The 20,204-nt window shown below is 70.2% G+C and carries 15 protein-coding genes; 7 read left to right on the forward strand and 8 right to left on the reverse strand.

Going from position 1 to position 20,204, the window contains the following annotated elements:
• Nucleotides 1-12: 12 nt before the first annotated feature.
• The 5 genes from CMC5_RS02365 to CMC5_RS02385 are packed head-to-tail and all read left to right on the forward strand — an operon-like array spanning nucleotide 13 to nucleotide 6,646.
• Nucleotides 13-1,263, forward strand: coding sequence for a hypothetical protein (locus CMC5_RS02365; protein WP_050428888.1), 1,251 nt, complete (start codon nucleotides 13-15; stop codon nucleotides 1,261-1,263).
• Between the two features lie 11 nt (nucleotides 1,264-1,274).
• Nucleotides 1,275-2,642 (forward strand): hypothetical protein, encoded by a 1,368-nt coding sequence (locus CMC5_RS02370; protein ID WP_050428889.1) that lies wholly within the window; start codon nucleotides 1,275-1,277, stop codon nucleotides 2,640-2,642.
• A 54-nt stretch (nucleotides 2,643-2,696) separates the two neighbouring features.
• Complete coding sequence (locus CMC5_RS43905) at nucleotides 2,697-4,685, forward strand: serine/threonine protein kinase (protein WP_050428890.1); 1,989 nt, start codon at nucleotides 2,697-2,699, stop codon at nucleotides 4,683-4,685.
• Nucleotides 4,682-6,124 carry a hypothetical protein gene (locus tag CMC5_RS02380; RefSeq protein WP_050428891.1) on the forward strand — a complete coding sequence of 481 codons (1,443 nt, stop codon included), beginning with the start codon at nucleotides 4,682-4,684 and terminating at the stop codon, nucleotides 6,122-6,124. Before CMC5_RS43905 ends, CMC5_RS02380 begins: the two co-directional genes overlap by 4 nt.
• Before the next feature lie 15 nt (nucleotides 6,125-6,139).
• Nucleotides 6,140-6,646: a hypothetical protein gene (locus CMC5_RS02385; RefSeq protein WP_050428892.1), complete on the forward strand. Its 507-nt coding sequence runs from the start codon at nucleotides 6,140-6,142 to the stop codon at nucleotides 6,644-6,646.
• A 202-nt stretch (nucleotides 6,647-6,848) separates the two neighbouring features.
• Here the strand turns inward: CMC5_RS02385 and CMC5_RS02390 are convergent, their stop codons facing one another.
• The 5 genes from CMC5_RS02390 to CMC5_RS02410 all read right to left on the reverse strand — a co-directional run bounded on the left by CMC5_RS02390 (nucleotide 6,849) and on the right by CMC5_RS02410 (nucleotide 13,722).
• Complete coding sequence (locus CMC5_RS02390; protein ID WP_050428893.1) at nucleotides 6,849-8,696, reverse strand: ABC transporter ATP-binding protein; 1,848 nt, start codon at nucleotides 8,694-8,696, stop codon at nucleotides 6,849-6,851.
• 51 nt (nucleotides 8,697-8,747) lie between these two features.
• Nucleotides 8,748-9,806: a metallophosphoesterase gene (locus CMC5_RS02395; RefSeq protein ID WP_245678248.1), complete on the reverse strand. Its 1,059-nt coding sequence runs from the start codon at nucleotides 9,804-9,806 to the stop codon at nucleotides 8,748-8,750.
• A 105-nt stretch (nucleotides 9,807-9,911) separates the two neighbouring features.
• Nucleotides 9,912-11,282 carry an RsmB/NOP family class I SAM-dependent RNA methyltransferase gene (locus CMC5_RS02400; protein WP_050428894.1) on the reverse strand — a complete coding sequence of 457 codons (1,371 nt, stop codon included), beginning with the start codon at nucleotides 11,280-11,282 and terminating at the stop codon, nucleotides 9,912-9,914.
• A 45-nt stretch (nucleotides 11,283-11,327) separates the two neighbouring features.
• A complete protein-coding gene (gene rseP / locus CMC5_RS02405; RefSeq protein ID WP_050428895.1) occupies nucleotides 11,328-13,001 on the reverse strand; it encodes an RIP metalloprotease RseP in 1,674 nt (557 codons plus the stop codon).
• Between the two features lie 64 nt (nucleotides 13,002-13,065).
• Nucleotides 13,066-13,722, reverse strand: a complete 657-nt coding sequence (locus CMC5_RS02410) for a hypothetical protein (RefSeq protein ID WP_050428896.1) — start codon at nucleotides 13,720-13,722, stop codon at nucleotides 13,066-13,068.
• A gap of 162 nt (nucleotides 13,723-13,884) precedes the next feature.
• Between CMC5_RS02410 and CMC5_RS02415 the strand changes: the two genes are divergently transcribed.
• Nucleotides 13,885-15,906 (forward strand): hypothetical protein, encoded by a 2,022-nt coding sequence (locus CMC5_RS02415; protein ID WP_050428897.1) that lies wholly within the window; start codon nucleotides 13,885-13,887, stop codon nucleotides 15,904-15,906.
• A 245-nt stretch (nucleotides 15,907-16,151) separates the two neighbouring features.
• On the opposite strand, the gene CMC5_RS02420 is transcribed toward CMC5_RS02415, so the two are convergent.
• Both CMC5_RS02420 and CMC5_RS02425 read right to left on the reverse strand, forming a co-directional pair.
• A complete protein-coding gene (locus CMC5_RS02420) occupies nucleotides 16,152-16,649 on the reverse strand; it encodes a TraR/DksA family transcriptional regulator (RefSeq protein WP_082362171.1) in 498 nt (165 codons plus the stop codon).
• Nucleotides 16,650-16,761: 112 nt separating this feature from the next.
• Nucleotides 16,762-18,351, reverse strand: coding sequence for a bifunctional metallophosphatase/5'-nucleotidase (locus CMC5_RS02425; protein WP_050428899.1), 1,590 nt, complete (start codon nucleotides 18,349-18,351; stop codon nucleotides 16,762-16,764).
• A 239-nt stretch (nucleotides 18,352-18,590) separates the two neighbouring features.
• Here CMC5_RS02425 and CMC5_RS02430 point away from each other — a divergent pair, with 239 nt between their 5' ends.
• Nucleotides 18,591-19,196, forward strand: a complete 606-nt coding sequence (locus tag CMC5_RS02430) for a hypothetical protein (protein ID WP_156338072.1) — start codon at nucleotides 18,591-18,593, stop codon at nucleotides 19,194-19,196.
• Between the two features lie 285 nt (nucleotides 19,197-19,481).
• Here the strand turns inward: CMC5_RS02430 and def are convergent, their stop codons facing one another.
• Complete coding sequence (gene def / locus CMC5_RS02435) at nucleotides 19,482-20,057, reverse strand: peptide deformylase (RefSeq protein WP_050435665.1); 576 nt, start codon at nucleotides 20,055-20,057, stop codon at nucleotides 19,482-19,484.
• Between the last annotated feature and the right edge of the window lie 147 nt (nucleotides 20,058-20,204).

Consider the following 20,204-nt stretch of genomic DNA (forward strand, 5'->3'; position numbering starts at 1 on the left):
TATGCTCCGGGCATGCGCCGCGCATGGCTGGCCGCAGCGTCCCTTCTCGCCTCGGGCTGCGTGCCCGAGCTGGGCGATGCTCCGTTCGCGTGCGGAAGCGCTGGGCCTTGCCCGGAAGGGTACACCTGTCAGGCGACGGTCTGCATGCGGGAGGGCGCCGCGCCGGGGCCTGCGAGGCCGGCGCGGGTGACCTGGATCAATGCGGCCGAGCTTCACTGGGTGGAGCGCGCAGGGGGAGGCGCGGCGCTGGTGGTGAACGACGGGTTCTCACCGGACGCGCATGGCCTGTACGAGATCCTGGTGTCGCCCGATGGGGAGGTCGGCGCGCCTCGGCTCCTGTTCGGCTACGGCGACGAGATGCCCATCGCGTCGAGTGTGGTCGCGCTGGACGACAGTCGCTACGCGGTCGCGATGCTGCGCTTTCCTCGCGTCGACGAGGACGCGATGACGCTGGAGGTGCTCGCCGTGGACCGGGAGCCCCCCGAGGGAACTTCTCCTGGCGTCGAATCGCTGCACCGGGAACAAGAGCGCTTCCTCGGCGGGGTGGAGCCGCCCTACATCGGCGCGGTGGCCAGACGGGGGATGATCGATGTCGCCTGGACGCGCCCCAGCGAAGGCGGACGGCTGGAAGTGCTGCGCATCGAGCGGAGCGGCTCGGTCTGGAGTCGAACGATGGCGATGAGGCAGCCTTTGCCCGACGAAATCCTTCCGCTCTCGGGAGACTGCACGCTCTGGCGAAGCAGCGAGGACGAGCTGAGCGTGCGCGTGGGCTTCGAGTCGTTCGCCGTGGGACACGTCGACACGAGCGGAGCGCTATCGCCACCGCTCCGGGTGGAAGGGGTGCCGCTCTACGCGCTCGGTGGTGAGATGCTGGTGATGCGGCGCGGCGCCTACGACGAGCGGTCCAGGAGCTACCCGGTGAGCTTCGCCCACCTGGGCGCGGACGGGCAGGTGCTCGGTGAGGCGCCAGGCGGGGTGCTGCAAGCCGCGATGGAGCCGTTCACCGGCACGCCTCACGCGCAGGGGGCGCTCGTCACGCCGCTCGCCGCAGACGCGTCGTTCACCACGTTCGACGTGGGCTTCTGGACGCCGGGAGCCGCGGCGCCCGTACCCGTGGCGCGGGTGGAGCGTACGAGCACGAACGAGATCTACTCGGCCCGGGCGTTCGCTGCCGACGGCAAGGCCTACGTGGCCTGGACCGAGTTCCACGAGTCGCTGATGGATCTGTGGGTGTCGACGGCATCGCTCGAAGGGGGCCTGTGAACTGGCGATGGATGGGTCTGCTGACGCTGACCCTCGGTGCGGGTGGGGCGTGGGGCGTGAGCGCGTGCGGGGCGCCCGAGTATGGTCCGCTGCCGGCGCTGTGCTCGGAAGGCGCCTGCCCCGACGGATACGACTGCATCCACGGGGTGTGCGCCGAGCCAGGGACGCCGGTGCCGATCACCGTCACGCGCGTGGAGAACCTCCGCGGCGAAGATCTCAAGCTCGTCCCCCAGAGTGATGGGGTGCTGGTCGTGTGGCAGACCTATGCCTACGGCCCTGAAGGGCAACGCTTCCGTGGAGCGCGGGTGCGCGCCGACGGGACGGTGAGCCGACCGATGGACCTGGTGACGAGCTTCGTCGCCGACGAGGGGTCGGTGGAGCCGTTCTACGACGTCCTCGGGCTCTCGGACGAGGACCTCTTGCTCGCCGTGAGCGCGACCCGGTTGCCGGACGACGACTCGCCACGAGCGCGGCTGCTCACGTACCGGGTGCGGCTGCCCGCGCCGGGCAACGAGGGACGCGGGGTGCAGTTCGCCGCCGCGTGGCCGGGAGAGGAGCGGATGGAGACCGCCGGCTACGGTGCCGTCTCGCGGCCGAAGCTCCTGCGTCGCACCGACCGGGTGGAACTCGGGTACGTGCGCACGCGGGAGCTCGCGGCAGATCCTGAAGCGGAACCGACGGCGGTCGTGATCGGAGAGCTCGGGGTCTTCCCGCTGGCGCTGGACGGTGCTCAGTTGGCCCCGCCAGCGTACTTCCAGGTGCGAAGAGAGCAGTCGGTGGCCGTCGGGGTGAGCGCCGCCTTCGCCAGGACCGACGGGAGCGCCGGAGACGACTCTGCCTTCTGGGTGCTCGACGACGTGAGGCCGAGTGCGGTCGTCGTATCGTCGGGGGGCGCGTCCTCGGAGCTGCGGCTGGAGCGGCTGGGCCACGCCGTGGAGGTGACGTCGCAATCCCTGCTCTACCTTCAACCGTCGGCGCGCGCCGGTGAGAAGTTGCCGACGGATCCTGTGGCGGGCGATGCTCTGCTCCGCCGGGTGGAGGCGGTCGAGGTGGGGGATCCTCCGTTCATGCTGACGGACGACGTGGTCGGGGCGCTGGGGGAAGTGAGGGACACGCCGAGGCCGGCGTGGGTCGCCCGAGAGGGCCGGCCCGCGCTGCTGGTGACGCCAGGTGCCTCGAGCAATGCCCCCTCGCTCCAGGTGTACAGCGTGGACCAGGCGTCCGGCGCGACCACGCTGGTGACCCGCATCGAGCGCTTTTCCTCCACCCTCGTGGACGCGGCCGCTGCCACGGTGGTGGGTGGCCGTCTCTATGTCGCCTGGACCGACGTCACCGAGGCCGCAGCCGTGGTCCGCATGGCCGTCATCCCCGAGCCCTGATCCCGTGCGTCACCTGGAACCGAAGCAGATCCGAGAGGTCAGGGCGTGGGAGCGATGATGCCCGGAGCCGAGCGCGCCGAGGAGCTGTTCGCCGGCAAGTACCGCCTGATCCGGATGCTCGGCAAGGGCGGGATGGGCGAGGTGTGGCTCGCCGAGGAGGAAGGTCCCCGCAACTTCCGCCGCCGGGTGGCGCTGAAGAAGTTGCTCTCCAAGAGCGAGATCGACGACTACGCCTACGAATCGTTCTTCGCCGAGGCGCACGTCATCGCGCGGCTGGATCATCCGAACATCGTGCGGCTGATCGAGCTCGGCGTCGCCGAGGACACGGTCTTTCTGGCCCTCGACTACGTCGACGGCCCGTCCCTGGATCGCCTCGTCCGCAAGGGCGGAGGGCCTCTGTCGGCGCCCGCTGTCGCCTACGTGGGGCGCGAGGTGGCGCGGGCTCTGGAGGCGGTACATTCGCTGTGCGACGACGACGGGCAGAACTTCGGGGTGGTCCACCGGGACATCTCGCCAGCGAACATCCTGCTCGCGCGTGACGCGCGCGTGCGGCTCACCGACTTCGGCATCGCGAAGATCTCGGGCTTCGTCGGCGAGAAGACCGAGACCGGCGTGTTCAAGGGGAAGCTGCCGTACATGCCCCCGGAGCAAGCGCGTGGTGAGGCGTTCGATCAGCGTGCCGACGTGTTCTCGCTCGGCGTCACGCTCATCGAGTCGCTCACCGGGCGGCGGGTGCGCAAGAGCGAGACGCAAGCGCAGCTGATGATGCGGGTGGCGACCGCGCCGGTCCCCTCGGTGCAGGAACTCCTGCCCGACATCCCCCCGGCGCTCGCGTCGGCCATCGACGGCGCGACGGCGTTCGATCCGGACAGCCGCACCCAGGACGCGGGGACGCTGGCGGCCGCCTTCGACGCCGCGCTGTGGGCACTCGGTCCGTCGGCGGAGCAAGAGGCGCGGGCGGAGATCAAGCGAAGGGTGGAGACCACCCTCGCCGCGCTGGGCGAATCGGTGACGGGGACGCACCGGCAGACGCCAGGCAACCGCTCGGCAGGACGCGGGACGCCGGGAGCGCCGACGACCCCGAGCGCACCGAGGACGCCCGGCGCGCCCGTGAAGACGCCGAAGCCGGCCGTGTCCGAGATCCACGCGCGCGGCGTCGTGGTGTCGTCACGTCCTGACGAAGCCGGTCCCCCGAGCTCGAACTCTGCGCCCACGGTGCTGGAGAGGGGAGGCCGTCGCGCCGCGCCCGATGATGGCGGGCTGGAAGCAGGTCGCGGCTCTACCCCCTCCCTGGAGCCTGCGGTATCGCGACCCTCCACGAAGGCGGCCACTTCGCTCGGGGCCGCGTCATCGCTCGAAGGCGCGTCGACCAGACCGTCCACCGCGACGGGCAAGTCACCAAGCGAGCGACGACGCGCATCGCTCCTCTTGCTGCTCGCCGTGGCGCTCGGCGCTGCGTTTGCCGTGTTCCTCCTCTGGTGGAGCCAGCAGACCTCGCGGACCCAGCCCTCGGACGCCGAGGCGTCAGCGACGAGCATGCCCTCCGATCCTCTCGCCCCCAGCGGGACAGGGAGTCCCGGCGCGAAGGAGGTGCCACCAGGAGCCACGGCAGAGACCGCATCACCGAGCGCCTCGTACCTGCCGACGACCCCTTCTGCGAGCGCGTCCACCCCGGGCTCCCACCCCACCGGAGAGCCTTCCACCGGCTCGACGGCAGGAGAGCCAAAACTCTTCGGCAAATGGCCTCCCACACGGGGAACGGCTGCGCCCGAGGCCAGCGCCACCGCGACCTCTGGAGGCGCAGCCGAGGAGACGAGTGGAACGGGCTCCCTCCAGGTGGTGGTGCTGCCCTGGGCCGACGTCAGCGTCGATGGCAAGCCGATGGGCACCACCCCCATTGCGCCCATCCCGCTGTCCCCCGGTCCCCACAGCGTCGTGCTGCGCAACGCCGAGCTCGGCGCGGTGCGGAACCTTTCCGTCGTCATCAAGGCGGGCCAGCCGTCGCTATTGCGCGTCGATCTGCGCCGCACGGAGTCGCCATGAGCCGCCCTCCCCCCTCGGGCTCCATCCGGAGACGAAGTCCGCACCTGATCACGCGCGACGAGCGCGAGACGCATCCCTGGTGTGGCAGCACTGCCGCGTGCGGCGCACGCCCTTGGCGCGGCACGCCCCTCCTCGCCGCGGTGCTCACGTTCACGGCAGCGCTGGGCTCCACGCTGGCACCTCGCGCGGCCTCGGCCCAGGATCTCGCCGGGGTCGTCGCGCGTGCCCGGGAACAGGTCGAGAACGGTGCCTACGCCGACGCCTCGAAGACGCTGGCCTCGCTCCCCGCGACCGGCGTACCGGACGCACTCCGCGTCGAGGCTGCGCTCCTGGAGACCACGGCGGCCCTCGTGCTCGGTGGCGTCACCGCGGCCGAGACGGCCTGCGCCAAGGCCGTGGTGGCCTCGGGGTACGATCCCGAGGTGGCGCGTGACCAGTCGCCGAAGGTGCGGACCGTGTGCAGGACCGCAGCCGAGAAAGAGCGCGCTCAGCGGCTCGGTCGGGAGCAGATCACCGTGTCGGACCTCAAGGTCGACGCGCCCTCCGTGGCGTGGCAGCCCGTGCGGATCTCGGCGACGGCCAACCAGATGCCCGGCTGGCTGCGGGTGGTCGCCCGGGTGACATCGTCGGCACTGGAGGGGTCCTTCGAACTGGCGCTCGCGCCATCGATGGAGGGTCCGCTGCGTGGCACGCTCGACCCTTCCTGGTGCCGGCCCGGCGCGAAGATCACGGTGGAACTCGTCCCTCAGGACCGGCACGGTGACCTCGGCATCGCCGGCCCCCCCACGGCCGCTCCAGCAGGCGGCGCGGGACCCAAGCCAGACGCCACCACGGCGAGCGCCGTCTCGTTCGTCGTTCCGACCGCCGAGGCGATGATCGCCCTCGGCGAGCTTCCCGGCGGCGCGCTCGTCGCCGTCGACAACGCCGCGGTGAAGCCGGCCCCGGGTGGCCGGATCCCCGTCGCGCCGGGGCACCACACCGTCACCCTGGAACTCGCCGACGGAGCCTTTGCCAGTGCCGCGGTGGACGTGTCCCGTGGCGTGGTCGCACGCGTCGCCCTCTCTCCACAGCGCGAGGCGAGGAGCCGCACGCTGGCCTGGATCGCCACGGGGACCGCGGTGGCGCTGGGCTCGGTGGGTGGCGTGCTGATGCTGACCGCCGACGGGCGCCGACGCGACATCGAGGAAGCCTCGGCGCGACGTGAGGCCGGCTCGAACCTGCCCGCCGTGGAGTACGCGCAGCTCCAGGCCATCGACGAAGAGCGAAAGACGCTGACCACGGTCGGGGTGGGCCTTCTTATCGGCGGCGGCGTCGCCGCGGCCGCCGCGGCGACCCTCTGGCTCTGGCCGGAGAGCCGCGGACCACGCGGCGCGCCGGCCTCTGCGACCGTCGGCGCACGCATCTCCCCTTCGGGCGTCACCGTGATCGGGAGCTTCTAGATGGCGGGATCACCCATGTCCTCGCCTGCAGTCGAACGCGAGTGGTGGAAAGGTCCCACCTGGGAGATCCAGATCTTCTATCCAGCACCCGGGGTGCTCTACACACGCGCCGAGGGTCAGGCCGACCTCGAGTGCGCGCAGCACGCGATGCAAGCGTTCGATCGGGTCGCTGCGGCCACGACCGAGAAGGTCGCGGTCTTCCATGACTGGGAAGGCATCACCGCCTACACCGCCGAGGTCCGCTCCACCTACACCAAGTGGTCGAAGGGGCACGTCGAGCGCCTTGCTGGCGTTCACATCCTGATCCGATCGCGCATGGTGGCCATGGCCGTGACCCTGGTCAGTGCGGCGGTGGGCGGGGTGATCACGGCGCACTACGACCGCAATGCCTTCGAGAAGCTGCGCGCCGAGACCATCCTCCGACGACGCCGGGCGAGCGAGAACCCACCGGACGACGGCGGTCCTCCGACGAGCGGTCCCTACTCGATCCGCCGTGGCTGGATGACGAACAACGGGCAGTAGCCGCAGCGCCGCTCGCTGCGCCACGCACGCCGCGCGCTGCCCCTCATGCACACGGCTGGAACCTTCGCCCGCTTCTCGATGCACCGACGTCAGGCCCGAAGCGGCGAGACATGCCTGATTTCCAGGGTGGATCGCGGGGTGGTGGGGCCCCGACGAGCTTTGCTCGGCGGGGCGGCGGGGGCGCGTGCCCCCGCCGTGTGAATCAGCTGTAGCCCTCGGCCTGGAGTGCGAAGAGCTGCGCGTACCTCCCTGCACGCGCGAGAAGCTCGTCGTGCGTCCCTTCCTCCAGCACCTCTCCTCCCTCGATGACGACGATCCGGTCGGCCATGCGCACCGTGGGGAAGCGGTGGGAGATCACGATCGTCGTCCTGCCCTCGGAGAGGGCGCGGAAGCGCTCGAACACCGCGTGCTCCGCCTCCGCGTCGAGCGCCGCCGTGGGCTCGTCGAGGACGAGGATGTCCGCCTCCTCGCGCATGAACGAGCGCGCCAGCGCCACCTTCTGCCACTGCCCCCCGGACAGCTCGACCCCTCCCTTGAACCAGCGCCCGAGCTGCGCGTCCAGCCCCCCCGGGATGATGGCGGCCACCTCGGTCGCCCCGCCCCGCTCCAGGGCGCGCGCGAGGCGCGGCTCGTCGTGCAGGTGTGCGATGCTGCCGAGGCCGACGTTCTCGCGCAGCGGGAACTGGTACTGCGCGAAGTCCTGGAACACCACCCCGATGCGCTCGCGCAGCACCGCCATGTCCCAGGTGCGCAGGTCGCGCCCGTCGAGCAGGATGCGGCCCTCCGTCGGCTCGTAGAGCCGCGTCAGCAGCTTGATGAACGTCGTCTTGCCCGCACCGTTGTGACCGACGAGCGCCAGACTTTGCCCCGCAGGGATGAAGAGGTGAACGTCGTGCAGCGCCCACCGCGTCTGCCCCGGGTACCGGAAGCCTACCCCCTCGAAGCGGATCCCTCGCTCCTCGGACGCCACCGACGCCGACGACGGCATCACGGCTCGCGGCTCCAGCGACGACGCCTCCTGGCCCGGCGTGGCCAGGGGAGATGCCGTCACCCGTTGCTCCGTGGTGGGGATCGCGAGGTACTGAAAGAGGTTCGACATGTACAGGTTGTGCTCGTACATGCCGCCCACGGACGACAGGATCGACTGGAACGCCTGCTGCCCTTGCCGGAACGCTGCGACATAGAGGGTCAGTTCGCCGAGCGTGAGCTTGCCCGTCGCCGCGGTCAGGGCCATCACCGCGTAGCATCCGTAGAACGCTCCCGTGCCGAGCAAGGACAGGCCGAACGCCCAGCCGCCGCGGCGCAGCGCCAGGCGTCGATCCTCCTCGTAGAAGCTCGCTCCGAGCGCGCGATACCGCGTGAGCAGCTCTGGCCCGAGGCCGAGCAGCTTCACCTCCTTGGCGTGGTTGTCGTTGGCGAGCACATGCTCGAGGTAGCTCAGCTTGCGCGACTCCGGAGAGCGCCAGTTCCGCAGCCGGAACGCCGTGTTCGAGAACCGCACCTCGGCCACGGTCGCGGGGATGGCGGCGACGACCAGCACCAGGACGGCCCAGGGGCTGAACCCGATGAGGAGGGCGGCATAGCCGGCCAGCGTGATCAGGTTCTGCAACGTGCCGAAGCTCTCGGTCACGACCGACAGCGGCCGCGACGACGCCTCGCGCCGCGCGCGCGTGAGCTGATCATAGAACTCGGGATCCTCGAAATGGGGCAGCTCGAGGCTGAGCGCCTTCTCGAGGATCCTCCCGTTGATGTCCATCGCGAGCCGGGCCCCGAGGAGCTGACGGATCAGTGACAGCCCCCTTTGGTTCGCTGCGAGTGCCGCGACGAGGCCCAGCTCCACGAGCACCCAGCGGAGCGTCGCCGCACCGTCACGCGCCACCACCGCGTCGACGATGGCCTTCCCGGCGAACGCGATGGCCAGCGGCAGGACGGCCGCGACGAGGGTCAGCGCGCCCAGGGCGAGGGTCGAGGCGCGGGAGGACTTCCAGACGAGCCTGAGGGTTGGAGGCGTGTAGGCGAAGCTACCGCGCAGTCGGGATAGTCCGAGCATCGGAGCCCGGAATCTAATCACACGGCGTCGCCGGCGCTGCCCGAGCGCACCTCAGCTCGGCGGACGCTGCTTCCGTTCGCGTTTTTCGCGCTTTCGCACCACCTGCTCGGCACGCTTCGCCTGGACCACGGGGGACGGCTTGCGGCCCTTGAGGGCAGGCTGCTCCGTGTGATGCTCCTCGAACGAGCCAGGCGCCGCCCCCAGCTCGAAGACGGCCACCTCGCGCTGCCCTCGATCCCCGAGCCGCAACGGGATGACGGAGGCGCCGATCCCTGCGCCGACGTACACCGCGCCTTGCTGCGGCCCTGCCGGGCTCCGCGTGCCGTAGAGCCCGTGAACGTACTTGTGCCCGGCCAGCTTCCCGATGGACAGCTCGTGCAGCCGTGCCACCGTCACCTGTCCCGCGTGGGTGTGCCCCGAGAGGACGAGCGGCACCCCGTGCCGCCAGAGGCCATCCGCCTCCTCGGCAATGTGCGACAGGCCGATGGAGGGCAGATCGTTTCGAAGCCCTTTCACCGCCCGCTCGCGCTGCGCGTGACCGGTGTACGCATCATCGAGCCCCACCACCTGGAGCCGCTGGTGCCGCACGGTGACCACCGTGTGTGCGTTGCAGAGGACCTCGGCCCCAGCGCGCTGGAGCGAGCGCTTCACCTCGTCACCACCCGACCAGTGATCGTGGTTGCCCAGCACCGCGAAGACGGGCGCATCGAAGGAGCGGATCAGCTCCTCGAGTTGATCGAGGTAGAGCTGGCTGTGACATACGAAATCCCCCGTCAACATCACCAGGTCGGGGCGTTGCTGGTTGGTGAGGTCCACCGCCTCGCGCTGCACCTTCATGGGCGTCACGCGGCCCACGTGCTGATCGGTGAGGTGGGCGATCCGGAGCGGCGCGAGCTGATCCAGGTACGTCGCCGGCCCAGCGAAACGACGCAGCCGGATCGCGCGCGGATTCACGGACGTGGGAGCGCCGACCTCCTGCACCACGCCCGCCTCCAGCTCCTCCGGCCCTGGCCAGGAGGGCGGCGGCGAAGCCGGCCTTCCCGAGCCTGGCTCGGGCCACAACCGCTTCAGATAGCTCGACAGCCTCGCCCGACGGGGTTGTGCGTCCACCACATCAACGAGTGTACGGGCTGAGAGGGGGCGTGCCATGGGATTTCACCGAGCCCCACCTCCGGCTCCCCCCGACGGCACGATGCCGAAGAGTGCGCTCGTGCCTCAGTGATGCACGGTGAACATCGCCGCGAAATAGCCGTCCGTCCCGTGCACGTGCGGGAGAAGCCGCACGCTCGACGCCCCCTCGGGCAGCCCGAGTGCCAGCGCCTCCTCGGCATCGAACGGCGTCGGCACGAGCTTCACCTCCGGCTCACCCGGGCCAGGATCGCTCGATAGCCGCTCCACGACCCCCTCACACTCCTCCCGCAGCACCGAACACACCGCGAAGACCAGACGTCCCCCCTCCCGTGCCCGGCTCGCCGCACTTCGCGCGATCGCCACCTGGAGCGACGACAGTCGCTCCAGATCGCCCGCCTCACGCTTCAGCCCGATCTCCGGACGCCGCCGCAAGGTTCCCACACCCGAGCACGGCGCATCCACGAGCACCCGATCGTACCCCTCCGGAACACGCCCCGTCCCGGCGCTCCAGTCCACGGCATAGGTCGCGCGTGCGCCCGTGGTCGCCGCGACCCGCAGCTTGTTCGGGTGGAGATCCGCCGCCTCCACGTCACCCGTCGCGCCCACCCGCCGCGACAAGAGCCACGTCTTGTTCCCCCGGCCCGCGCAAGCATCCAGCACGCGCTCTCCAGGCTTCGCTCCGAGCAAGAGCGCCACCACCTGGGCGCCTTCTTCCTGACCGATCCACGTCTCCCCGAACCCGGGAAGCCGCCGCAGCTCGCCCGCGCCCCGCACCAGGATCGCGTGCGGAGACGCCTTCCCTGCCTCGATCGTCGCCCCCTTGGCCGCCTCGCCCAGCCGCGCGATCCAGGCCTCGCGATCTTCAGCTGGCGCGAGACAGAGCCCCAGCGGCGGCGGCACCGGCCCCGCAGAAAGAAACGCCGACGCCCCTGCACGCCCGATGGCCCGCCGCAGCGCCCCACGCAGCCACCCGGGCGCCGAAGCCACCACCGCGTCGATCAACGCGGGCCGCCCTTTCGCGGCCTCGTCGGCGAGCCGCCGCAGGACCGCGTTCGCGAACGCCCCCACCCGATCGTCGGCAACGACCCGCATCGCGTTCACCGCCTCCGACACCGCGGCGAAGGCCGGCACGCGGTCGAGGAACAGGAGCGAATACGCGCCCATCAGCAGGTGCGCCCGAACCGCCGGATCGCCCGCCCAGCGACGGCTCACCGCCAGCTTGTCGATCTGCTCCTCCAGGAACGCCTGCGTCCGCAGCACGCCGTACACCAGCTCCGTCGCGAGCCCGGCGTCGCGCCCATCCAGCACCGTCAAGCGAGACAGCTCCGCGTCCAGCGCCGCCGACGCAAACGCGCTCTCCTCCCAGACGCGCTCCAGCACCCGCGCCGCAACCCGGCGCGCGTCGCCCGCCAGCGCAGGCCCGGACGCGTCCGGCCCCTCTTGCTCCGCAGCCACGTTCTCTCCTGCCTCTCGCCTCGTCCTGATGCTCAAAGTGCCCTGCTATCCCGCCAGCTCTCGGAACTGCCCCTGGATCACATCCCAGCGCCGCTCCACGTCGTTCTTGAACGCGATGCCCATCAGCCCCACCAGGATCATCAGCCCCGCGAGGCTCGCGATCTCGCGGACCCGGAGCGGCAACGGACGCCGCAGCACCGCCTCGAAGGTGAAGAACAGGAGGTGCCCTCCGTCGAGCACGGGGATGGGCAGCAGGTTGATGAGCCCGAGGTTGATCGAGATCACCGCCATCGCCCACACGAAGTAGCTCACGCCCTTCGCGCCTTCCTCGCCGACCACATCGTAGACCGTGATCGGGCCACCGAGCGTGGAGATGCTCACCTTGCCCTCCACGATCCGCAGGATCCCCACCATGATGAAGCGGATCACGTCGTACGTCTCGTCGAGTGCGTTCTCGAACGCGAGGCGTATCGCCGCGGGGCCACCTTCCACGTAAGGCTCCGGCACCATGGGGGACCAGTTGGTGGCGCGCAGGAAGAAGCGCGGGCGCGTCTGACCGTATTCGTCGAGGTAGTCCTCGCGCCGCAGCTCGATCGTCCCGCTCTTGCGCTGCCCGGCGCGGAGCCAGGTGATCACGTGCGGCTTGTCGGGCGAAGCGAACAGCCGCTCGGTGAAGGTGGACCACGCCGTCACCTCCACGCCGTCCACCTCGGTGATCCGATCACCGGGCCGCAGATCCGCCTTCCACTCCGCCGACCCCTGGGGCACGTCGGCCACGTAGAGATCGGCGTGCTCGATCCCGGCCCGGCTCTGCAGATCGGCCACCCCGGACTCGGGCGTCAACGCCGCGACGCCGGACTCGTACACCGCCATGTCGGCGAGTCCGCCGAGCGCGCGCGTCACGGGCATCGGCCGCAGGTAGGTCACCGGCACCGTCGCGCCGCGGTTGTCGGTGAGGGCCTGTTCCAGATCGGTCCAGGTCTTGATGGGGCGCCCCCCCACCTCGGTCACCAGATCGAAGCTGCGCAGCCCGGCGCGGTAGGCGGGCGAGTCGAGCCGCGAGATGCCGATCACGGGGGCGGGTCGGCTGGGCCGGATCCCCAGCTCCCCGATGCGCTCGACGATCTCCAGCGGCTTCTGGATGACCTTCTCCTCCGGGATGACCTTCACCTCGACGTGCTGCCGGTCCCGGAAGACCTTGAGCTTCAGCTCCTGGCCCGGGTTCTTGGCCACGATCCGCTGCAGCTCGGCGAAGGTGGTGATCCGCTCGCCATCCACCTCGAGGATGCGATCACCGGGGTGGAGCTTCCCCTCGGCCGGATGCGCCGGGAGTACCGCGCCCACCGTCGGCGGCACGAAGCGTGTCTCCCCGACGAACACCGCGAAATAGAGCAGCACCGGGAACAGCACGTTCATCGCCGGCCCGGCCAGGACGATGATCACCCGCTTCCACAGCGCCTGCGCCTCGAAGGTCCGCCGACGATCCTCGGGGAGCACGGGCTCCTGCCGCGTCTCCTCGAGCATCTTCACGAACCCGCCGAGGGGGAGCAGGCCGACGCAGTACTCGGTCTCTCTCCCGCGGAGCCGCAGGATCTTGGGCCCAAACCCGATCGAGAAGGTGAGTACCTTCACGCCGAAGAGCTTCGCGCACACGAAATGCCCCAGCTCGTGGACGAAGATGAGCACGGAGCAGAGCAGCGCGAAGTAGAGGAGATCCACAGCGTCGGGGGACGTTGTAGGCGACTGCCGCGCCGGGGTCCATCAGGACGGCGCGGCGTGGACGCTACTGCTTCGGTTCGGTCGGCGCCTTGGTGGTGATGTGCAAGTAGGCGTTCGGCAGCTTGCTCAGCTCGAAGTAGGCGAGCCCCATCGCGTCGTCGATCCGCTTCGGCGCGACGACGATCCAGTCGATCTTCTCGCGCCCCTTGTCGTCGAGGGAGATGGTGCCGATGGCGAGGTTCGCGTCCTTCTTGTTGCCCGCAGGGAACGCGAGTTCGAAGACGGGGCCGGCGCTCTCGATCTCTCGCGGCGTTCCGTCGGGCGGCACGACCCCCGAGGTCCGGTACACCTTGCCGATCGGGGGCCCCGAGGTCTTCCCTTTCTTCTCGATCTTGAAGGTGATGTTCACGCCTTGGGACAGCGCGTTCTCCGGGATCCTCAAGGTCGCGCGGCCGGTGTCGTCACCCAGCTCGAGCTTCGCGGCCGGCGACGAGCCGAAGCTGTCGGTGATCTCCTCCGGATCGCTCTTGAACAGCGGCGTCCGGCCCGAGCTCTGCGCCGGCTCGGGCTTCGCGTCCGCCGGTGGCGCCGAGGGCTCGGGCTCCGGCTCGGGCTCCGGCTCCGCGACGGGCGGAGGAGGTGCAGGCGGCGGAGCCGCGGGCGGGGGCGGCTCGGAGGCGCCACACGCGGCGAGCGCCCACGCTCCGAACAGAGCGGACATCGGGACAAGGCGGTGCAGCCGAGACTTCATACGAGAGGGCGTACGGCCGCGGGCGATGGAGATCAAGAGCATCGGCGGATCGACCCGACACCGCTCGCGGCGCTCGCGGCGCCCGCGGCGGGGTCGACTCGACCTGAACGCCGCCGTATAAGGGCTCTCGTCATGCGCACACTTCTTCCGCTGAGCTTCTCGACCTTGCTGGCGGTCGGCTGTGGCCCTGCGACGCCCACGCCGGACGACCCCACGACGCCTCCGTCGACCTCACCGCCGCCGGCGGCGGTCGCCACCTCGGCGCCGTACGATCTCTCGCCGGTGCCGGAGCCCGGCGACGTGGTGGGCTTTGCGCGCTGGGCGAACCCGGCGAACACGATCACGACGCTCGCGGGTTGCGCGGGCGTCCCTCCGCAGCTCACCGAGGGCACCTCGCGCTTCGCGGTCGAGGCCATCCTCGATGCGCTGTTCCCTGGCGCCACGGATCAGAAGCAGCTCGCGGCGGTGGTGGCGCTCGACGCGCCCGTGTTTGCAGTGACCGTCCTGGATCCAGGCTCGAAGCGGGGTCGCCCGCTGTCCGCCGTCTCCGTCGGCCTCACCTCACTGGAAGGCGCGCGCGGCGCCGTCGAACGGCTGGGGACCCCCACGGAACTCTCCCCCGGCGTCTGGCGCGTCGGCGGCAAGGAAGAAGCAAAGTTCTCCTGCGCCATCGCAGCCGCAGCCGGCTCGGCGCCAGCGCGGCTCGTCTGTGCCGAGCGCGAGCGCGATCTCGTCACCCTCACGCCCTACGTCACCCGCACCCTGCCGAGCACGCCAGCAGAAGGGCGCGATCTGCGCGCGGAGATCCGGCTGGTGCCGATCACCGACAAGTTCGGCGGCATCGCGCGGCAGCAGCTCCGCGGGATCCCCATCCTCGCCCAGAGCCAGCTCACCATCGGTGATCCCCTCTTCGACAGCACCGTCATGGAGACGGCGAACGCCCTCGCCACCGAGGTCGGCGCGCTCATCGGAGACGCGGACAAGCTCTCGCTCGAGATCGGCAGCGACCCGACGAGCTGCCTCACCGTCTCCGGCGCGCTCGCGCTGCGGGGCAACACGTCGTGGCTCGGGGCCACCATCACCGACCAAGCGCGCGTCATGGCCCCCCCGCCCGCCCTCTTCTGGCGCCTGCCCAAGGACAGCGAGGCCGCCACCTTCAGCCACGGCGGCGACGGCCCCCGCCTGGCGCCGATCTTCAAGAGCCTGGGTGACCTGCTCGAGGGATATCTCGGCAAGGAGAAGATCGGTGGCGCCGCGGACCGCAAAGCGCTCGCCGACCTTCTGCGCAAAGTCCCTCTGTCCAAGGACGTCACCGGCGTCTCCGCGAGCGGCGGGGGACAGAAGCAAGCTCCACCCAGGTCCGACAAGGCCCCCGCAGCCCAGCAGGAACTCGAGCAGCTGCTCGATGATCTGCTCGGGTGGACCCTCATGGGCATCACGGAGAAGCCGGATGCCATCAACACCTACTTCAAGAACCTCGTCGCGGCGTACAACCGCCCGGGGCTGCTCAACACGCTGAAGAAGGAACTCAAGAACGACGCCAAGTTCCTCCCTGTGGTGAAGACCGTGCCAGCGCCCAAGGAGCTCGGCAAGAACGGGTTCGCCGTCCAGATCAGCTGGAAGGACCTGCCTGCGCCGAACACCGACCCGCTCGACGGCGCCGGCCCCACTGCCAAAGGCAAGGCCGCGAAGATCACCCTCGATGCCTACGTCTACGTCATGGATGAGGGGACGACGACCTGGATGGCCGTCGGCACGAACAAGCAGGAGCTTCTGAAGCGTCTCTCGATGGTGAAGGCCGGTGCCCCCGAGGACGCCACCCTCGCCACCCGCGCCGACCTCGCGCAGCTCAAGAACGCCAAGGTGGGCTCGGGCGGGTACTTCACCATCGCGCCCTTCACCCGCTCGGTGGGTCAGTCGCTCGGCGCGGTGTTCCGTCCGCTCGGCGGCGGGACGCCGGCCCTCCAGCAAGCCCTCGGCGTGCTGAACGGCCTGCCCCACAAGGGCGCCGGTCCCATCTTCTTCAGCACCCTCAGCGAAGGTGGGAGCGCGCCGAAGGCCAGGTTCACGATCAACATGACCAAGCCTTCCCTCGAAGACGCAGGTGCCTTGATCGCCAGCGGGCTGAAGGTCGCCCAGTCCCTCCGACCCTGAGCTGCGCCCTCCTTTCGCCTGCGAACGGCGACGTCACGGGTTCCACGAACCGTGACGTCGCCGCGCTCGACGACCCCCGGCACCGCCGTCACGTTCCCCCGAGCCGCCACGTCACGACGCCTGCGACCGACGACGTCGACGCTCTCCCCGAATGGTGACGTCGCGACGCCTTCGAGCGGCGACGTCCCTGTGTCTCAGCGGATGGAGCGGCGCCGCGCGAGGTCTTCCCCTGCGCGGCGACGTCGCTATCGACCTCCGCGAGTTCGCTCCTGGCGCTCCAGCTCCTCCTGGTACTCCACGCTGAAGCGGGCCCAGGGCTGGAGGCGCAGGCGCGCATAGCCGATCGGCTCCCCCGTCCCCTCGCACACGCCGTACGCATTCTCTCGGAGCTTGGCCAGCGCCCGGTCGATCTCGAAGAGCAGCCGCACATCCCGTTCGAGCAGCTTGCCCGTCATGGAGGTGGTGCCTTCCAGGGTCGCCTCATCCATCTCGTCGCCGACCACACGGGAGCCGCTCACGTCGCGCTCCTCGTTCTGCCGCTCGCCGATGCTGCCGACGATCGCGGCGCGCCGGTCTTGCAGCATGCGCCGGAGTTCGTCGAGCTGCGCGGCGCTCAGCTCTTGCGGGCCATCGTCATCGTCCTGGGGTGCGCTGGCGCGCGTGGGGGGCCGGGCGGGTGCGCCTGCGGCAGGCACCCCTGGTCCCACGTTTCGCTTCGACCCGCTGCTATCTTCAACCGACATTACCGCCTTATACGGCAAGCGACATACCGCGGAGAAGCGCGCGCTGACTGCCCGGTGGGATCGCCCGGCGCCCCTCGCGCCTTCCGAGGACCCCGGGCCCTTCGCGCCCTCCTCAGTGAATTTTATGTTCCAGCGGCGCGGTCGGGGTGGTGACCAACGTCCTGGTATAGGAAATCACGGGTTCTCTCCAGTCGACCCCGGTCCACCGCGGCGACGGGTCTTGCCCCTGGAAGGTGAACCCGTCTCCCCCGAAGTACAGAAAATCCACCGTGGCCACCGTGTACGTGGCGTCCTCGTCGAGTGGACGGCCTCCATCGAGGGTGAACCGCCCGTTGCGCCCCGGGGTAATGCCGACCCCGACGGCTTCGCGATGTCCCAGGTGCTGCACGATCTCCCGGCCTTTGAGGGAGCAGACCAGCAGCTTGTTGTCGAAGGGGAGCACCGAGTAGACCGTCGCCTTGGTGATCTCGCCTCGGGGCACCGCCTGGCGAATGCCTCCCTTGTTGAGGATGGCCACATCCACCCCCAGCACCTCGCGCCACGAGGTCCCGATCCAGTGGCTCAGCGCGCGGGAGTCGCGCTCCATGCCCCCCGTGTAGCCGATGGGCTCCCCCAGGGCCTGCTCGAGCTGCGCTTGCCAGGTGGCGCCGACGCGCGCCACGCCCTCGTCGGCGGGCGCTTCCCCTTCGGGATGGCTGACCTCGACGATCTCCGCCTTGTTCGAGAGCACGCGCTTGCCGAGCGGGCGGCGAGGATCCACCTCGAGCTGCACCCGGGCATAGCTCCGCAAGCGCCAGCCCGGGTTGACCAGGGGCGCATCGCCGACCCGCGTCTCGCTCTTCTTGTGGCAGTGCCCGCCGCCCACGAACGAGAAGCGCCACTCGGGATGGCGCGCGAGGATCGGCTCGAGCTTGGTGGGGCACTCGTGGGCGATGAGCACCAGCGCGTCGGGCTCCGCGCGCCACGCCTCGGGCACCACCCGTTCCAGCGCGGCCTCCTCGCTCTCCAGCTCGATCCCGTCGAAGCGGCTCGCCATCGCCGTGCGCAGCGTGTCCTCCGTCGCCAGGCCGATGACGCCGATGCGGATCCCGCGGCGCTCGTAGATCGCGAAGGCGGGGAGCTCCAGCGCGGCGAGCCCCTGGCCGCGCACCTTCAAGTTCGCCGCGAGGTACGACATGCCCGACACCGAGCGGTTGCGAAGGAAGCCGGCGCTCCCGAAGTCGAACTCGTGGTTGCCGAACGCCGAGGCCGCATAGCCCATGCGCCCCATCGCTTCGGCCATGGGCACGCCCTGGAAGTACGAGGAGATGGCAGGCCCGGTCGCGTTGTCACCACCCGAGAGCGCGAGCGTGCCCGGATCCTTGCAGGCTTGAACCTCCGGCGTGCGCGCCCCCGGTGAGCCGGGGCAGTGCCCTTCGCGGGTGATCCACTGGGCGAGCAGCTCGGCCGCGCCGCCGCGCACCTCGCCTTGCTCGTGGCTGGGCAAGAGCCAGCCATGTTCGTCCGTCGTGTAGAGGAGGGTCACCGTGGCCGGGGCGCGATCCCTGTCCTCGACGGCGCGCGCCGGGCCCGCTTCGGGCGGCGTGGTGGCGCGACCGCACGTCAGCAGCACGAGCGGGGCGAGCAGCGCGAGCGCCCCTGCGAGGTGGCGTCGACGACGGGAAAGGAAAGATCGCGTCTCGCGGCTCCCGGCGTGCTCCACGCGGTCATTGTAACCGGATGCGTGCCGCGATGAAGGGAAAGGCAGCACGCGCCCCACGCCGCATGCCCGCCTGGCCAGCATGCGACACGCGCTCGCTCCGCTGCGGCGGTGATTGTTCGGCATTGATGCGCATGCCCCCACGCGCATCGGGTTACGCCGCAGGCTCGCCTCGGATAGCCTCGCTCTTCCGGGAAGCTCGCATGACCCTCTCTTCTTCGCGTCTCCGCAACGTTCTCTTCGTGGCGTTCATCCAACTCTTCGGCGCAGCTTGCAGCGCGCAGGGGTCGGGAAATGCAGGCGCAGGCGGCGCCACGTCGACGAGCAGCAGCGAGAGCGGGCTGGGCGGTATCGGCGGTCTGGGTGGCGCCGGCGGTGCCGCGGACGAGCCGCTCGAAGGCGTCGCCACCATCTGCTTCAACGTCTGTGATTCCTTGCAGCAGAGAGGGTGCCTCCTCAGCAGCTTCGAGGACTGCGTGACCAACTGCATCGAGACCTTCGTCTCCGTGCCCGAGTGCGCCCGCGAGCGCGCCGTGTACGAGCAGTGCCTCATCGATGAGCGCACCGCCGACTGCGCCGAGCCCGCCGTGTGCGCCGAGTCCCTCGCCGCGTGGCAGTACTGCACCACCGGCGGCTGCGTCGACGTGCTGTGCAGCCCCAAGAACGGCGGCTGCTCATGCAAAGGGACGTGCCTCGACCGGAACGTCACCGTGGAGTGCGTGCCCAACGACGACGAGGGCGCCACGTGCACCTGCAAGGAAGGCAGCACCACCGTCGGCACATGCCAGAGCGAGCTGATCGCCTGCTTCCCCTCGAAAGGCTGCTGCGCCCCTCTTCTCAATCTTTAAAAGCAGGGGCCTATCGGCCCCTACGCTCCCGAAATCAGGGGCCCGTCGGCCCCTACGCTCCCGATGGTCGCTACCCGGGATGTCGCTGCAACGCGTCCGGCGATGAACTGAAAGCAGGGGCTGTCGGCCCCTACGCTCCCGTTGGTCGCTACCCTGGGTGTCTCCGCAGGGCGTTTGACCGCGACCCGAGACGAACGTGGGGACGCTGTCGACCCGCCTACTCCCTCCGAAGAAAGCAAGGGTAGCGACCATCGGGAGCGTAGGGGCCGACAGGCCCCTGATCCGCTAGCCCTCGGTGCGGCGGACGAAGGGCACGATGCGTTCGACGAAGGCCTGCTTGTGGTAGCGGTCGAACTCCGCCCAGGTGCACAGCGTCCGCGGGTCCTTCACCCGATCCACGAACAGTACCCCGTCCAGGTGATCGGTCTCGTGCTGGAACGTCCCCGCGCTCAGCCCGCGGTAGAGCCGATCGATCGGCTTGCCCTCGCGATCCCAGCCCGTCAGGCGGATCTCGACGTGCCGCTCCACCACCCCGCGCAGGTTGGGCACGCTGAGGCACCCCTCGTAGTTCTCGAACGTCTCCTCGGTGAGCTTCTCGATGACCGGGTTCACCACCACGGTGAGCGGGATCTTCGGCTTGTAGGGATAGCGCGGGTTGTTCTCGACCTCGACCGCGACGATCCGTACCGGCTCGTGCACCTGCGTCGCCGCGAGGCCAGCGCCATTCGCGTCACGCATCGTCGCGATGAGGTCGTCGATGAAGCGCTGGGTTGCCTCGCTCGCCAGCTCTTCCTGCGTCACCTCGCGCGCCCGCTGCCGGAGGATGGGATGCCCGATCTGCGCGATCTTCAGGAGGGTCACGCCGAAAGCATACCACGCGCGCTCCGGCTGCCTCGTCACCTCCCCGGCCCTGGTGGAGGCCTCCTCTCTGGCGCGATCCCTGCGCGGGCGTCCTCGCCACGACTTTCTCCCGGCGCGGTTGCCCCCGCGGCGCCCAGCGGGGTCGCG

It is taken from the genome of Chondromyces crocatus (genome assembly GCF_001189295.1).
GTDB classification, from domain to species: Bacteria; Myxococcota_A; Polyangia; order Polyangiales; family Polyangiaceae; genus Chondromyces; species Chondromyces crocatus.

Excerpts from the sequence above, each read along its gene's own strand:
- CMC5_RS02380 (WP_050428891.1), top strand. The coding sequence starts at position 4,682 with ATGAGCCGCCCTCCCCCCTCGGGCTCCATCCGGAGACGAAGTCCGCAC.
- CMC5_RS02365 (WP_050428888.1), top strand. The coding sequence starts at position 13 with ATGCGCCGCGCATGGCTGGCCGCAGCGTCCCTTCTCGCCTCGGGCTGC.
- CMC5_RS02385 (WP_050428892.1), top strand. The coding sequence starts at position 6,140 with ATGTCCTCGCCTGCAGTCGAACGCGAGTGGTGGAAAGGTCCCACCTGG.
- CMC5_RS02390 (WP_050428893.1), bottom strand. The coding sequence starts at position 8,696 with ATGCTCGGACTATCCCGACTGCGCGGTAGCTTCGCCTACACGCCTCCA.
- CMC5_RS43905 (WP_050428890.1), top strand. The coding sequence starts at position 2,697 with ATGATGCCCGGAGCCGAGCGCGCCGAGGAGCTGTTCGCCGGCAAGTAC.
- CMC5_RS02370 (WP_050428889.1), top strand. The coding sequence starts at position 1,275 with ATGGGTCTGCTGACGCTGACCCTCGGTGCGGGTGGGGCGTGGGGCGTG.
- CMC5_RS02410 (WP_050428896.1), bottom strand. The coding sequence starts at position 13,722 with ATGTCCGCTCTGTTCGGAGCGTGGGCGCTCGCCGCGTGTGGCGCCTCC.
- CMC5_RS02415 (WP_050428897.1), top strand. The coding sequence starts at position 13,885 with ATGCGCACACTTCTTCCGCTGAGCTTCTCGACCTTGCTGGCGGTCGGC.
- CMC5_RS02420 (WP_082362171.1), bottom strand. The coding sequence starts at position 16,649 with ATGTCGGTTGAAGATAGCAGCGGGTCGAAGCGAAACGTGGGACCAGGG.